The organism is Larkinella bovis (assembly GCF_042655385.1).
Lineage (GTDB): Bacteria > Bacteroidota > Bacteroidia > Cytophagales > Spirosomataceae > Larkinella > Larkinella bovis.
The window spans coordinates 76,729-91,623 of sequence record NZ_JBHSMA010000016.1 but is presented as its reverse complement, the minus strand read 5'-3'; the positions used below and the strand labels follow the sequence as shown (position 1 = coordinate 91,623).

Below are 14,895 nucleotides of genomic sequence, written 5' to 3'. Positions count from 1 at the left end.
ACGAAGATCGGCCAAGCGTTGGCGTAAAGTAACACTTTTGGGCCAAAAAACGTATCTTGTTCACCTATCCAACCGACCTTCTTGCCGTATGTTTACCACCAAACGCGTTCCGTTTAGAATCATCTTTCCGTTTACCTGGCGGGCCATTCTGCTTTTCCTGGGTTATTCCTTCCTGGTTTGTACGCTCTATGACCTGATGAACTGGAAATTCCTGGCCATCCCGTTTGTGCCCGTCGCCACGATCGGCACGGCGGTGGCGTTTTACGTCGGGTTTAAGAATAATTCGTCCTACGACCGGCTTTGGGAAGCCCGGCGAATCTGGGGAAGCATCACCAATGCCAGCCGGTCGTGGGGAATTATGGTACTGGATTATATTTCGCGGTCGGAGAAGACGTTGGAAGAGAGTGCCTTACAGCCGGTTCGGAAGGAACTGATTTACCGCCATCTGGCCTACATTACGGCCCTGCGGGTACAGCTTCGGCAAAAACCGGTCTGGGAACTGCACCATAATCCGGCGCATGAGGTGATCGAGCGGATTGAGGCCTTCCGGCTGTGCAGCCTGGATCTTGAATTGATGCGGTTTTTGCCAGCGAACGAAATCGAGAACCTGATTAAACACCCGAATCCGGCCACGGTGTTGATCCGTCAGCAGTCGGCCCAGTTGCGCGAGCTGCGGGAGCGCGGTTGGCTCAGCGATTACCACCACGTTGATCTGGAGCGGATGCTGGCCGAGTTCTACAACCAGCAGGGGGCCTGCGAACGCATCAAATCCTTTCCGTTTCCGCGCCAGTATGCCTTCTTCAGTTACGTATTTACCTGGCTGTTTATCTTCGTACTGCCGTACGGTTTGCTGACCGAAATGGCCCGGATGAGCAGTTGGCATGTGTGGCTGACGGTGCCGTTTTTTACCGTCATTGCCTGGATTTTCAATACAATGGAGATTGTGGGTGATACCAGCGAGAACCCGTTCGAGAACAGCATCAACGACGTGCCGATGACCGCCATCTGCCGCAATATCGAGATCGACCTTCGGGATATGCTCGGCGAAACCGACTTGCCGAAGCGGATGCAGGCCGTCAATAATATTTTAATGTAAACAAAAATCCCTGACAGGCACGAAAACCGCTGTCAGGGATTTTGCTAAAACCGGTTTGGTTATTTTTCCATCGGGTGCGCTTTCAGCAACTGGTCCGGCGAATAGAAATCCTTTTTGCTTTCGGTCGCGGCCCGGACTTTCTTCACCTGCTCCGGCGTGATGGCGGAAGCCTGGTTTCCGAAGGAGTTCCGAACGTACGTCAGCACGGCGGCCAGTTCGTTGTCGTTCAGCAAACCGGCGAAGGGCGTCATCGGCACCTGACCGGGGTAGTTTTTGCCCGCCACTTCAATCGGGCCCAGCAAGCCTTTCAGGACGATTTTGATCAGGCGTTCTTCATTGCCGGTTACCCATTTAGTGCCGTTGAGGGGCGGAAAACCGGAAGCCGCCAGCCCCTTGCCGTCGGCCTGGTGGCAGGTAACGCAGTAGCCTTCTTTGCCGTAAATTTCCTTGCCGGCGTTATACAGCGCCAGTTCCGGGCCTTTCAGGGTCGTTGCCGTCGCTTTCGCCTTGATCGGCTTGACGTTTTCGCCTTTCAGGTGGGCCACGGCGGCCGTGTGGGCATGAATCATCCAGTCGTCCAGCGGCTTTTTGGCGGCTTCTTCCAGAATGGGTAAGCCTTTTTCCGGCCCAATCCAGGACGCGGCCACGATGGCGTCGAGCCGAACCCGGCTGTTGTCGTCTTTCACCGCCTGCATGAGCAGATCAGCCTGGTCTTTTACCTGATGGCCGGTATAGCGCAGCACCTGAACGGCCGCTGCCCGGGCGTGATAATCCTTCGCCTTCAGCATTTGCCGCAGCAGCTTCTGATCGACTTTGTTCATCCCCCAGCTGACCCACAAGGCTTCCAGCACGTGGTGCTCGTAGCGCGGATCATTTTTGTCGAGTTTGTTCACCCAGGGCGTCAGTTTGGCTAACACCTGATTCACATCCCGACCGCGCAGTTCGCGCCGGGTGCGGTAGCGGGTACGGTATTCCGGTAATTTCAGGTTATCGAGCAGTTCGTCAATCGTGGCCCCGTCTACTTTCGCCGGTTTGACCAGCGGCCGCGACGGATACGTAACCCGGTAGACCCGGCCGTGCGAATGGTCGCGCAGCGGGTCGCGGGCGTTGTGCTGCATGTGCCCGATCAGAATGTTGTGCCAGTCGATTACGTACAGCGAACCGTCCGGTGCAAATTCCATGTCAACGGGCCGGAAATTGCGGTCATCGCTCACGATCAGATCCTGCCGATGCCGGCTTTTGTAACCCGTTCCGTCGTCGACCAGGGTGTGTTCTTTCGTGCCGAGAAAACCGATGGTGTTATTAATCAGCAGGTCGCCCTGTAGCTCGTCCGGAAAATGACGGCTCGACACAAATTCCAGGCCCGAAGTCGGCCGCACACGGTGGGCGTCCTCGATCAACTGCACCGATTTGTGCGTAGCCTGACCGTAGCGCGGCAGGACCGAACCGGGCATCATCCAGCGCACATCCGGGCTGGAGGTCTCGGCAAAAAACGGCTGGCCCCAGTCGTCGAACGCAATGCCCCAGGGGTTCGGAATCGAGAGCTGGGCGGTGCGCTCCAGTTTACGGAGTTGGGGCGAATAGCGGTAAAAACCGCCGTTGGTCGCCCGAACCGGCCCGTACGAAGTTTCAACGTTCGTATGGAGGAACACGCCCTCGCCCGAGTAGATGGCCCCGGATGGATCGACGCAAAACGCGTGGCTGTTGTGGTGGGTGTCGTGGTCGTCAAAACCGCTCAGCAGAATCTCCACCTTGTCGGCTTTGTCGTCGCCGTTCGTATCGGTGAACAGTTTCAGGTTGGTTCCCTGCGAGACGTAAACGCCTTCCTTGGCAATTTCAAAACCGAGGGGCAGGTGCAGGCCGTCGGCAAAAACCGTCTGCTTGTCGGCTTTGTTGTCGCCGTTGGTGTCTTCCAGGATAATGATTTTATCGTTCGGTTTGGCGTCGCCCGGTTTGTAGTGCGGGTAACTTGGCATACACGCCACCCACAGCCGGCCTTTGTTGTCGAACGACATCTGCATGGGCTTCGCCAGATCGGGAAATTCCTGTTCCGACGCAAACAGTTCAATTTTATAGCCCTGCGGCACCTTCAGCTTCGTAAGGGCGTCATTGCCGTAGAGGTACGTCAGGCTGCCGTTTTTTTCCGGATTGTAGTTCGTTTTGACGGGCGGGAGCGCGCTGGTTTTTTTATCGGCTGCGGCCAGGTCCGTTTTCTGGCCTTTGGAAGCCGCCAGCCAAACCGCCTGATCCCGGATGTCGGTCATTTCGCGGATTTTCTGGATTTCGGCGGGGTAGTTGTCCGGTCCGAACGGATTGTAACGCCGACCGTAGACGTGTACGCCGTTCGGAATTTTGAAGTCGTTGTGCCACATCCAGTTTTTCTCCATCACGGCATCGTGAATCAGCGCCCGGTTGGCTTCGGCTTTCTTCGGGGCTTTGCCGAAAATCTGATCGACCAGCAGCACACCCAGTTTTTTGTAGCCTTCTTCGTTCAGTTGCGAACCGTCGATGGTCAGGTCTTCCTTCGTGCTGGCGTACCACTGCTGCGAAGGCGTGAAGGCATCGACAAAAAGCACTTTGTTTTTGTCGGCCACTTCCTTCATGGCTTTGGTGTACAGGGCCAGATTTTCGTTTTCCTTCTTGCCGTTGGGCAAATCCATCTTGGCCGACAAATCCTCGAACGCAATGGGCGACACAAGGGCGAGTTGCGGGGCTGAGGTGCCGTTGTATTTCTGGCTCAGCGTCCATTTGATGAACGCGTCCAGCTCGGCTTTGTAGTTTTCGAGCCCTGCCGGTCCCTGAAACGATTCGTTGTAACCAAAAAACGCAACAATGATGTCGGTTTTCAGCCGGGTCAGCCACTGGTCGGGTGTCTCGAAGTGACCTTCGCTAGCGGAAGGATTGGCATATTCGGTCTGGAATTTTTCGGCACCCGGAAACGCCCAGGGGTTGTTGCGGCTGGCGTGGGGCCGAAAACCGGGGGTGTCGCCCCCGTCGCACATGTTGCGGATGTGCAGCGAATTTTCGGGGTAGCGAACGTGCAGTTCCGTTTCGAAATTATCGTAATTCATCATCCTCGACCCCAGGTTGTTGCCGAGCAGCATGATGTGTGAACCTTTCTGAAGCGTCAGCGTCGGCGGTCCGGTCTGGAAGGCGCTGAAGGCAATCAGCACCAGGCCAAACGCGACGAGTAATCCAATCAGACTATTTTTCCGGGGCTTAGACATTGTTATAACGGGTCATGGGTATAGCAGGCATTTCAAGGGTGGGGGTCCGACCTGGCTCCTTCAGGATTTTACGATGCCCCGGTAAGGCACGTTGATGGCTATTTTCCCTTTCCAGCGTTTCGGAACAGGCTTACCCAGCAACCAATGGATGGCATTGATGGTCAGGCGCTGAAGACTTTCGTCCTGGAAGTCTTCGGGATGGCCCAGCGTCGTAAAGAACACCTTGGCATTGGCTTTATTGGTCCAGGTCCAGGCTACCGGGTTATCGATGGCCGGTTTGTCGGGGTTGACCGATTTTCCCATCAGCAGCAGCGTCGCATCCTTCGGAGGATACTCGGGTCGGACCCGGTAGAGCCACGAAGCGGCATGGAATGACGGAGCCACCCCCGTCAGAATGGGGTGCTTGGCCGCTTCCGGAATCACTGTAACATCGGTTGTACTCTTATGCCCGTAGTGGGTATGACCCGCTTTTCCCCAACCGGGAGGGGTTCCAAAAGCGCGTTCGCCAAAGGCATTCCAGACTTCGGACGTATCGCCCTGGGGGAAATTAAACGCGTGGGTGGTGGTTCGAAATCCCATCACGGGTTTGCCCGACTTAAGGTATTCGTCAATGTATTGCAGTTGATCGGGAGGTAACTGGCGCCACCGCAGGAAGAAAACCGCCAGATCGGCTTCCCGGAGTGCTTCCAGACCGGGAATGTTTTTTTCGGCGTTCTGGTCCGGTGCCGCTTTGAGCACGCGGGTCCGCATGCCGTAGTTTTTTTCCAGTTCAGCGGCAATAAGCGGCAGCGTCTGTTCTCCGCTGTATTCGTGGTCACCGGTGACAAAAACGATGTACGGTTTACCGGCTTTGGCCGGAAGGGATTTCAGGCTTTCGGCGAGGGCTTCGTTTTCGGCCAGACTCAGCAGGCCGGTCAGGCCCAGCAAGCCGGAGGTCTGTTGCAAAAAAGCTCTGCGTTTGTTTTTCATGCAAAGTACGGTTTTGGGAAACTCTTAATGATAAGTCGATCGGTCGCCGAATATACCCATAAAAGTGGACGTACGTAGTTTTCAGTTTCTAGTTTTTGGTTTTAAACCCGGCAGCGTTCGGCAAACGGCTTCGCTAAAAGCCGAAAAGCCAGAAACTGAAAACCTGGAACGGAGAATCAATACCCCGGATTTTGCACCAGCTTGCTGTTGTTCCGGATTTCCGCCGTCGGAATCGGGAACAGCAGCTCGCGTTCCTTCAAAACCGGCCCGTACGAGAATTTATGACCCACGTAATTGTCGAAGGATTTTGTGGTGACATTAAAGGCTTTCCGCAACCGTACCATGTCAAACCAGGTGATGTTTTCGAAGCTCAGTTCGTACCAGCGTTCTTTCCAGACGGCTTCGCGCAATTGCTCTTTGGTCAGCCCGGCCAGGTTGGGCAGGTTCGCCCGCCGGCGGATTTTGTTCACGGCTTCGTAGGCTTCCGGCGTTGGTCCCGATACTTCGTTCTGCGCTTCGGCGTAGGTCAGCAATACCTCGGCAAACCGGATCAGCGGCCAGTTCAGGTCGCTGCTGGTGGTGGTCAGGTGGGCGGCCGTGTCGAAATGCTTGTAGATGTAATAGCCGCCCAGATCGACGGTTTTCGACCGGTCGTCGCTCAGCGTAAACGTTCGGTAATAAAACTGCTTTTCCTCGGCCCGTTTATCGCCTTTGGCGTACGATTCCACAAACTCCTTGTTGGCGAAAATGGCCCCGGTTTCGTCCGAATAGGCCGAAATGCCCTGGTTGTACGGAATGATGGACGTCTGCCAGCCCGAGGGTTGGATATTGGCGGCAAACTGCACCATGAAAATGTTCTCGCCGGTATTCTTCTTCGTCGGGTCGTGCAGGTCGTCGTACGACGCAAACAGACTGTACTGGTTGGAGGTAATAACCTCATTGGCCTTGTCAGCGGCTTTCTTGTAGTACTCCGCTCCTTTTTGCAGTGGATAACCGGCCATCGTGAGGTAAACGCCCGCCAGCAGCGACTTGACCGCGCCGAGCGACACCCGCCCGGATTTGTCCAGATACGGCAAACCGGATGCTTCGGCTTCGACCAGATCGGCCACAATCTGCGTGTAAATGGCTTCCTCCGTCGCGGCCGCGGGGATCAGATTTTCGGAGGTCAGGCCGATGGGTTCGGTAATCAGGGGCACTTTGCCAAAAATCCGGACCAGGTTGTAATAATACCAGGCGCGTAGAAACCGGGCTTCGCCCAAGGCTTTCTTTTTGGCGGTTTCGTCCATCGGAATGCCCGGTATTTTGGCAATCGCCAGGTTGGCATTCCCGATACCTTTGTAACTGCTCGCCCAGTAAATCCGGCCGTATTCGTTATCGGACGTATTGTTCAGATTGCGGACGAAAATGCTGTTGACGGCCTGTCCTAACTCCGTATTGGCCAGACCGGTCGCAAATTCGAGCATCATCCAGGGCGCTCCGTTAAAACCGCCCCCGGTGGGAGTTTTCAGTGCGTCGTAAATTGAATTGACGGCGCTGGTGGCGTGTTCGGGTTTGGTGAAGTAGTTTTCAACCGTAAAATTGGACGGATTGGCTTCTTCCAGGAAGTCCGAGCAACCCGCCCCATTCAGCAGCAGGGCGGTGAAGAGCATCCATTGACCGGTGATTTTTATCGTTCGTTTCATCGTAAAAGACGGTTTGGGAAGAATTAAAGACCAATGTTCAGGCCGACCATGAAGACCCGCGGTTTCGGGTAGTCGTATAATGCAACCCCCTGATCGAAGGCACTGCCGGTGGTCGAAACTTCCGGATCATAGCCCGGATATTGGGTGCTCAGAAAAAAGTTCTGCACCGAAGCGTACGCCCGTAGGCGGTTCAGTTTCAGTTTGTCCACCACCGTCGTCGGAAAGGTGTACGCCAGCAGCAGGTTGCGACCCCGCAGGAACGAACCGTCTTTTACCCGGTGCGTGTCTTCGTTGGTGTTATACCCGGCGGAAACCGGCCGCAACTGCGCGATGGGCGTATGCTGGTTTTCGGGCGTCCAGGCGTTCAATACGGTTTTGAAACTGTTGGCAATGCCCTGGCGGTCTTCGGCGGAGTGTTCGCTGCGGTACAGCACATCGTTGCCGGTCATGAATTGCAAATCGACGGTCAGGTCAAAATTTTTGTACTTAAACGTGTTCAGGAAGGTTCCGAACGATTTCGGAATACCCCGCCCGATGATCACGCGGTCGTTGTTGTTGATAATACCGTCCTGGTTGACATCCTGGTATTTGACATCACCCGGTTTTTTCAGGTATTTGGCTGCTTCCGATTCTTCCGAAGTGCTCCAGGTGCCCTGGTGAACGAAGCCAAAATAGGAACCAACTGGTTCGCCTTCCCGCACCACGGTGAAGCCGACGAAGATGTCGGAACCGCCGGTCAGCGCGATCACCTTGTTCTTGTTGTACGAAATATTGAACGTCGTATTCCACGAAAAATCGCCGGCATTCACGTTGACGCTGTTCAGGGCGAACTCGATGCCCCGGTTTTCCATACTCCCCACGTTTTTGGAAACCGTCTCGTACCCGCTGCTGTAGGGCACGGGCGCGCTCAGGAGCATATCGGTAGTCAGTTTCCGGTAGACGTCCACTTCGACGGAAATCCGGTTCTGGAACAGTCCGAGCTCCAGCCCGGCGTCGATCTGGTGCGTTTTCTCCCAGCGCAAATCCGGGTTCGCCAGCCGTCCCGTGCCGATTCCGATGGCGCGGGCTCCGCCGAAAATAACCGAGTAATTGCTCATCCCCGCCAGGGCCTGGTAGGCCGTGATTTCGGAGTTCCCGGTAACGCCGTAGCTGGTTCGAAGTTTCAGGTTGGATATAGCCGGAATGTCTTTCATGAAATCTTCCTCGGTAATCCGCCAGGCCAGGGCCGCCGAGGGGAAGAACGCATACCGGTTGGCCGAGCCGAACTTCGATGAGCCGTCGATCCGGCCGGTAAGCGTCAGTAAGTATTTGTCTTTCAGGCCGTAGTTTACCCGCCCGAAGTAGGAGTTCAGCCCGTAGGCCACCGCCGAAGAACTGGGTGCCTGGGGGTTAGAACCGGCGCCGAGGTTGTTGAACAGGAAGTAATCATCCTGAAAATTCTGCGTGGACGCGGCCGCCGTAAACCGGTCGACGTGCTGCCAGGACAAGCCCAGCAAACCCGTGACCGAATGGATGTTTCGGAACTGCCGGTTATAGGTCAGGTAATTCTCGAATTGCCAGGAATTGTGCCGCTCGTTGGTGACGGTGGCAATACCGCCCTGGTTCCGGGAAATGTAGTTCAGCGTCCGGCCGCTGTAGAGATCGATCCGCTGGTTGATGATGTTGGTTCCGACGGTGGTGCGCAATTCCAGCCCTTTCGCCAGGTTCAGGTTGGCGTAGACGTTGCCCAGCAGGGTTTGGGTTTTGATGTAATTCAGCCGTTCTTTCAGAATGTTGATCGGGTTGCCGCCCCCTTCCATGCCCGGATAGTCTTCGTTGCCGCCCCAGCGCCCGTCGGGGTATTTCACCGGGATGATGGGCAGGGCTTCGAGCACCTGCCGCATGGCGATGATCCCGCCCGCGCCCAGCGGATCGATCTGGTTTTCACTCTGGTCGTTGTAGCCCAGGCTGCCGCCGACTTTCAGCCAGTTTTTGATCTGGCTATCGAACACAAACCGGCCAGCATACCGCTTCAGCCACGATTCTTTAACCAGCCCGTTTTCGTTCCGATAATTCAGGTAGACGCCGTAACTGTCCTTGCCGTTGCCACCCGCGAACGACAGCTAGTGGTTTTGCGTAAACGCCTGCTGAAAGGCTTCGTCCTGCCAGTCGGTATTGTACAGCGGTTTTCCGCTGGCATCGAACAGCAGCGGATTGGTCCGTTTGGTTTTGGGATCTTTGTATTTCCCGCCGGCCCAGCCCACCGGATCGTATTTCTGGGCATTCTGGTAGGCAATGTCTTCCACTCGTAAAAACTCTTCGGAATTCAGCAATTCCAGTTTTTTGGGCAACACCCCGATGCTGAAATCCGTGTCGTACGTCACCCGGCCGCCGGTCTGGCTGCCCCGTTTGGTGGTGACGAGGATAACGCCGTTGGCACCCCGCGCCCCGTAAATGGCCGTGGCCGAAGCGTCTTTCAGGACTTCGATACTCGCGATGTCGTTCGGGTTGATGTAATCGATGGGTGTACTGCCGTTGGTCAACCCGCTGGCATTCAGGATCACGCCGTCAATGACGTACAGGGGGTTATTGGCCACGCTCACCGAGGTGTTTCCCCGGATGCGGATGTTGGCGCGCCCACCCGGTCGCCCGGAATTCACCGAAACGTTAACCCCGGTAATCCGGCCGGCCAGGCCCTGATTCAGCGAAGCCGCCGGGCGTTCCTGCAGGGCTTCGGCTTTTACGGTTCCGACCGCGCCGGTTAAATCCGATTTGCGCTGCACCCCGTAACCCACCACCACGACCTCGTTCAGCGTTTTCTGGTCGGGCTGAAGCTGCACGTCGATGGTCGTTCGGTTGCCAATCGTAACTTCCTGATTCAGATAGCCGACGAACGAAAAAACCAGCGTGGTGGCTTCGTCCGGTACGTTGAGTTTGTAATTGCCCTCGCCGTCGGTCGACGTACCCCGCGTGGTATTCTTGACGACGACACTTACACCGGGCAGGGCTTCACCGGTTTCGCTTTTCACCGAACCGCTGATGGCTTTATCCACTGCCATGGCTTCCGCCGGAACCGCCACCGGGCTGGCCGCATCCGGCAGCTTTTCCGCCGTCAGCGCCGGGCTTTGTAAAACCGCTTCGTTTTCGGGTAAAAGGCTTTCAATCTCGGTCAATTTGCGGTTTTTCTTATCGCTGACGACGATGTACGAACTGCTGTTGACTTTTTTGTACCGAAAACCCAGCGGTCGTAAAATCGTTGTCAGGTTTTTTTCCAGGCTGACCTCGGGCCGGACGGTTTCGGCGGCTACCGAGACGCCTTCGACCGCCCGCAGTTCGAACAGAATATCGACGCGGTACCGGGATTTGAGTTCCGAGAGTACCTCCTTGAGCTGGCGGGTTGCGCCCTTGAAACGTTGCCGGTCGCGTTGCTGCAGGTTGCTGGCCAGCAGGCCGGACTGCGCCCAGCCGGGCTCTAAATGCAGCAGAAGGGTGAGCAGAAGTCCCGTTTGGGCGACTTTCCGGATAGAGTGGATCATAGAAGTAAGGGAAAGGGATATAGTGTGAGATGGTTAGTGGCTGGTCAGTTGCACCCGGTTGCCCTGCCGCACGACGCTGATGTCGAGCAGTTCGGAAATCGATTGCAGCAATTGATCGACGTTGTCGGCCCGGAACGAACCCATCAGCCGGCGGTCAGCCAGGGCCGAATCGCGGATGCTGACCTGCAGACCGTAGTTTTCTTCGAGCAGATAAGCCACTTCCTGAAGGGGCGTTTCGTCGAACACAAACCGCTTCTCGTTCCAGGTCGGGCGAAGTTGCGGTGACCGTACTTTTTTCAGCGCAAGCTGGTTGTGGGGGTCGAGCGTCACCAGTTCACCCGGCTGCATGGTTAGGTGTTTGCGCGCGACCCCTTCCTGGTAGTGCAGCCGGACCTGCCCTTTGTTGAGCGTCACGCGGGTGCCCCGCTTCCGGGCAAAAACCGTAAATTCTGTGCCCAGCACCACGACTTCGAAGTTTTTCCTGGTTTTAACCACAAATTTCTGATCGTTTGGCAGGTGGGTGACCGAAAAGCTCGCTTCGCCGGTGAGCAGAACTTCGCGGGTACGGCGGCCAAACCCCCAACGCGGGACTTGCAGACTGGAGTTGGCGTTCAGCATGACGGTACTGCCGTCGGACAACCGGAACGAGCGGGTTTCGCCAAAGGCGGTTTCGTAGGTCTGATACCGCAGCGGTTTTTCAAAAGCCAGCGCCCCCAGTCCGAGCAGGAACAGCAACGAAGCGGCTACCAGCCACTGTTTCCGGTGCCAGCGGTGGGGAGGGAGCGGTTCGGGTTCGTCGGCGGGGGCTTCGCTGGCTTGCGGATGATCGGCCAGAAAAGCCGCATACCGTTGGTGAGCCCGATCCGTCGGGGCGTGGTATTGCGGGTGGCTGCTTTCCCACTCTTCCAGCCATTCGTAGAATTGCTCTTCGTTCTTCTCTTCCCGCAGCCACTGCGCAATCAGCTCGCGCTGGAGCGGAGAAGCCGTTCGGCCGAAGTAGCTAAAAATCAAATGCTTGTTGACTTCAGATTCCATATTTCATCATACGATTTAGGCACCGTTCAGGGGCAGGAAAGCAGTCCGGTCGGGTCGATCCGGGCGGTTTTATCAGAAGAAAAACGAATGACTCAGGGCGGAAACCAGGATCAGCCAGTGGTCTTTCAGCCCTTTGCGGACAATACTGAGTGCCTTGACAAGGTGGACTTCCACGGTTTTGATGGAAAGGCCGAGTTCGGTGGCAATGTCCTGGTATTTTTTGCCCTCAAACCGGCTGAGCAGAAACACTTTGCGGCACTGGGGGGGCAGCGACTCGACCAGATCTTCCAGTTTGTGCGCCACTTCCTCGAACTGCAACACCTGATCGGGCCGCTGGCTGAGGGCGCCTTCCCGAACTTCGGCGGTTTCGATCCCGTCCAGTTTCTGGAATTCGAGCCGGAGGTAATTGTAAGCTTCGTTCCGGACGCTGCGGAAGAGGTAGTAGCGGTACGACGAGGTGATGGTGGCGTAGGCCCGGGTTTTCCAGAATTTGCAGAAAACATCGCTGACCAGGTCTTCGGCGGTTTCCTTGGAATAAACGTACCGCACGGCATGACTGCACAGCGCCTGGTGATACCGCCGGAACAGCAGTTCGCAGCCTTTCTGCGGGCTTTCCTCGAACGTCCGGCGGATAAACCATTCGGTATCGTTGCGAGCCGGTTTGTCGTCCGCGGGCTCGATTTCCTGTTCGGATTGCGTAGTTACCGGAAGTTGCTGCTGGGGGAATTCGATCGGTTGGCGAAAGGGCATGGTCTTGGCTTTAGTCTACATTATCTTTCTAAAAGTCAATCCTGTACTTATAAAGACAACTTTTCGCTAAAACCACCTTAGTTGATTGTAAGAAAATCTGTAAAAAGTTAAAAAATATAACCGGATTGCCAGACAACAGACCGGTTTTCAGCAATTAACAAATTGGTAGAAAAACGTTTTCTTGCGGAACCGCGCAGAAACCGGCGGGGAAGAATGATCGCGTGTAGGCGGTTTTGAATAGAGAATAAGCTACTACTTTTAATCTGGATTTATCGAACGAATATGAATTCATGCATAACGAACGCATCGCTATGATCAGACGTAGCGTTTCGATTTGCCTGAACGATGTTGGCGCTAATGGCCCCTACTGCAATGAATGATACAATACCGATCACACCCCTTCTTCCTGCCGACTACCCCGAGGTCGTCGCGGTCTGGGAAGCGTCCGTCCGACTCACCCACCATTTTCTGACGGAAGCGGATATTCAATATTACAAACCGCTGATCCTGACGGAATACCTAAAAGCCGTCGATCTGGTAGGGGTCCGGAACGAAGCGGGCAACCTGCTCGGTTTTCTGGGCACGGCCGATGAGCGCGTGGAAATGCTTTTTCTGCACCCGGACGCCCGGGGAAAAGGCCTGGGTAAAATCCTGATGGACTACGCCGTTCACCGGAAAAAGGCCACGAAAGTCGACGTCAACGAAGACAATCCGCAGGCCGTCGGTTTTTACAAACACCTGGGTTTTCAGGTCGTCAGCCGGTCGGAACTGGATTCGCTCGGAAAACCGTATCCGATTCTGCACCTGGCCCTGCCGGGCTAGGTCGACGTTTTACCTTCCGCTCTCGGCCGACGACCGAACACCCGGTTTGGGACCAAACTTGTTGCCGAAGAAATCGCCCGCATTCCAGGTGGGCCGCTGCGGATTCTGCGCCGTCAGGTACCCGACCAGAAACTGGATCTGGGCGTGTTTGGCGGCCGCGTTGTAATCAAACGGCTGGTTAATGTCGTCCTGCGGAGAGTGGTAAATGGTGGCCCGCCAGTCGAGGTTCAGTTTCAGGCCGTCGATTTGCGGATTGCCGGATTCGGTCCCGCTCTTGACGTAAATCGCCGGAATGCCCTGCCGCACGAAGCTGAAATGGTCGCTGCGCATGAACACCACCTGCTCCGGCATCGGATCTTTGGCGACTTTAACGCCAAGGTATTTCGCGACGGTATTCACCTCCTTCGCCATGCTCGAATGTTCGTAGCCGTAGGGCACAATGTCGATCAGCGGGTGGAAGAAAAACGGCATGTCCAGGCACAGGTTGGCAATCATTTTCTCCTTCGGAACGGTCGGGTTGCTGGCGAAATAGTCGGATCCCAGCAGGCCCATTTCCTCCGCCGTAACGCCCACAAACAGGATCGAACGTTTGGGTTTGGTCGGCAGCGAGGCATACATCCGGGCCGCTTCCAGGTTGATCGCGACGCCCGAGGCATTGTCGTGCGCGCCGTTAAAAATGGAATCGCCCTTGACGGGTCGGCCAATGCCGAGGTGATCGAGGTGGGAGACGTAGACCACGTACTCGTTTTTCAAAACCGGGTCGGTGCCGGGCAACAGGCCGACGACATTATACCCCTCGATATCGCCCCCGGACTGGGTTTCGGTTTTCATCCGAACCGACAGGTTGAGCGGAAACGCCTGGGGAATGCTCTTGTTGGCAGCCGCAATGATGTCGGCTAGAGCGCGGCCCGACTGGGCAAGAAATACCCGCGCGGTCGAATCACCCAGGGCGGCCACGCCCTTCAGTTCCGGGAAAACCCGTTGTGGTTTTCCATCTTTGCCGAGCCAGCGGTAGGTGCCCTGCCGGGACCGGGCCGAGGAGGCTTCCATCCGGTTACGAACGTCGGTGGGCAGGCTGAACGAAATTACACCCACGGCGCCGTGGGCAGCCGCGTTTTCGAGTTTGGCCGAACCGTGGTAGGCCCGCTGGCTGGACGGAAAAGCCGCCGGAGCGCCATTGAAATACGCCACGATTTTGCCTTTCACATCCATGTTTTTGTAGTCGTCGTAGCCCAGGTCGGGGGCCGTGACGCCAAAACCGACAAAGACCACCGGGGCGGTTATTTCACTTTTCGCATCCCCGTATACGGGGCTCAGGGTATAGTTTTTGCCGTAAATCAGGAGCTGTTCCTGGCCTTTTTTTCCAAGGACGGTCAGCGAACAGCCGTCTTCGTTCACGCGCCACTGGCGCAGGGGTACTTTTTGCAGGTAAGTTTGCCCATCACCGGCGGGTTGCAGTCCCAGCGCTTCGAACTGCGAAATCACGTAGTTGGCCGCCAGCCGGTAGCCCCGCGTACCCGGTTTCCGGCCTTCCATGGCGTCGTCGGCCAGAAACCGCATGTGCGCCCGGATGGCCTCCGGTTTGACGGACTGGGCCGCTTTCTGGGCTTCGGCCGGAATGCCGGCAGGGTCCTGAGCGGCAAGAAAGGAGAAGCTAAACAGGAATAAAGGTAGGGTTAAGGCGGTTTTCATATCCCGGTTGACGAACGTTAAAACAACCAAGATACAGAAAGATGTCCAAAAAGGAGTGATCAAGTTGTACACTCATTGTTTTTAGTGGTTACAAAACCGCGCAGACC

General features: G+C 56.0%; 8 protein-coding genes and 1 pseudogene. 2 read left to right on the top strand and 7 right to left on the bottom strand.

Annotated features, from left to right (window positions below):
• Positions 1-88: 88 nt before the first annotated feature.
• A complete protein-coding gene (locus ACFPMF_RS26295) occupies positions 89-1,096 on the top strand; it encodes a bestrophin family protein (protein ID WP_379850814.1) in 1,008 nt (335 codons plus the stop codon).
• Positions 1,097-1,155: 59 nt separating this feature from the next.
• Here the strand turns inward: ACFPMF_RS26295 and ACFPMF_RS26290 are convergent, their stop codons facing one another.
• The 6 genes and pseudogenes from ACFPMF_RS26290 to ACFPMF_RS26265 all read right to left on the bottom strand — a co-directional run bounded on the left by ACFPMF_RS26290 (position 1,156) and on the right by ACFPMF_RS26265 (position 12,274).
• The gene (locus ACFPMF_RS26290; protein WP_379850812.1) at positions 1,156-4,323 is read right to left on the bottom strand and encodes a PVC-type heme-binding CxxCH protein; all 3,168 of its coding nucleotides are present in this window, start codon (positions 4,321-4,323) and stop codon (positions 1,156-1,158) included.
• 60 nt (positions 4,324-4,383) lie between these two features.
• Positions 4,384-5,292 (bottom strand): ThuA domain-containing protein, encoded by a 909-nt coding sequence (locus ACFPMF_RS26285; RefSeq protein WP_379850810.1) that lies wholly within the window; start codon positions 5,290-5,292, stop codon positions 4,384-4,386.
• 176 nt (positions 5,293-5,468) lie between these two features.
• A complete protein-coding gene (locus tag ACFPMF_RS26280; RefSeq protein WP_379850808.1) occupies positions 5,469-6,974 on the bottom strand; it encodes a RagB/SusD family nutrient uptake outer membrane protein in 1,506 nt (501 codons plus the stop codon).
• 23 nt (positions 6,975-6,997) lie between these two features.
• Positions 6,998-10,012, bottom strand: a pseudogene (locus tag ACFPMF_RS26275) (SusC/RagA family TonB-linked outer membrane protein).
• Between the two features lie 510 nt (positions 10,013-10,522).
• Complete coding sequence (locus tag ACFPMF_RS26270) at positions 10,523-11,524, bottom strand: FecR family protein (protein WP_379850806.1); 1,002 nt, start codon at positions 11,522-11,524, stop codon at positions 10,523-10,525.
• Positions 11,525-11,596: 72 nt separating this feature from the next.
• Complete coding sequence (locus ACFPMF_RS26265) at positions 11,597-12,274, bottom strand: RNA polymerase sigma-70 factor (protein WP_379850804.1); 678 nt, start codon at positions 12,272-12,274, stop codon at positions 11,597-11,599.
• Between the two features lie 372 nt (positions 12,275-12,646).
• On the opposite strand from ACFPMF_RS26265, the gene ACFPMF_RS26260 reads away from it, so the two are divergent.
• On the top strand, positions 12,647-13,096 hold the full coding sequence (locus ACFPMF_RS26260) for a GNAT family N-acetyltransferase (RefSeq protein ID WP_379850802.1): 450 nt from the start codon (positions 12,647-12,649) through the stop codon (positions 13,094-13,096).
• Positions 13,097-13,105: 9 nt separating this feature from the next.
• Here ACFPMF_RS26260 and ACFPMF_RS26255 read toward each other — a convergent pair whose 3' ends face one another.
• The gene (locus ACFPMF_RS26255) at positions 13,106-14,788 is read right to left on the bottom strand and encodes a M28 family metallopeptidase (RefSeq protein ID WP_379850800.1); all 1,683 of its coding nucleotides are present in this window, start codon (positions 14,786-14,788) and stop codon (positions 13,106-13,108) included.
• Positions 14,789-14,895 lie beyond the last annotated feature (107 nt).

Excerpts from the sequence above, each read along its gene's own strand:
- ACFPMF_RS26295 (WP_379850814.1), top strand. The coding sequence starts at position 89 with ATGTTTACCACCAAACGCGTTCCGTTTAGAATCATCTTTCCGTTTACC.
- ACFPMF_RS26290 (WP_379850812.1), bottom strand. The coding sequence starts at position 4,323 with ATGTCTAAGCCCCGGAAAAATAGTCTGATTGGATTACTCGTCGCGTTT.
- ACFPMF_RS26285 (WP_379850810.1), bottom strand. The coding sequence starts at position 5,292 with ATGAAAAACAAACGCAGAGCTTTTTTGCAACAGACCTCCGGCTTGCTG.
- ACFPMF_RS26280 (WP_379850808.1), bottom strand. The coding sequence starts at position 6,974 with ATGAAACGAACGATAAAAATCACCGGTCAATGGATGCTCTTCACCGCC.
- ACFPMF_RS26270 (WP_379850806.1), bottom strand. The coding sequence starts at position 11,524 with ATGGAATCTGAAGTCAACAAGCATTTGATTTTTAGCTACTTCGGCCGA.
- ACFPMF_RS26265 (WP_379850804.1), bottom strand. The coding sequence starts at position 12,274 with ATGCCCTTTCGCCAACCGATCGAATTCCCCCAGCAGCAACTTCCGGTA.
- ACFPMF_RS26260 (WP_379850802.1), top strand. The coding sequence starts at position 12,647 with ATGAATGATACAATACCGATCACACCCCTTCTTCCTGCCGACTACCCC.
- ACFPMF_RS26255 (WP_379850800.1), bottom strand. The coding sequence starts at position 14,788 with ATGAAAACCGCCTTAACCCTACCTTTATTCCTGTTTAGCTTCTCCTTT.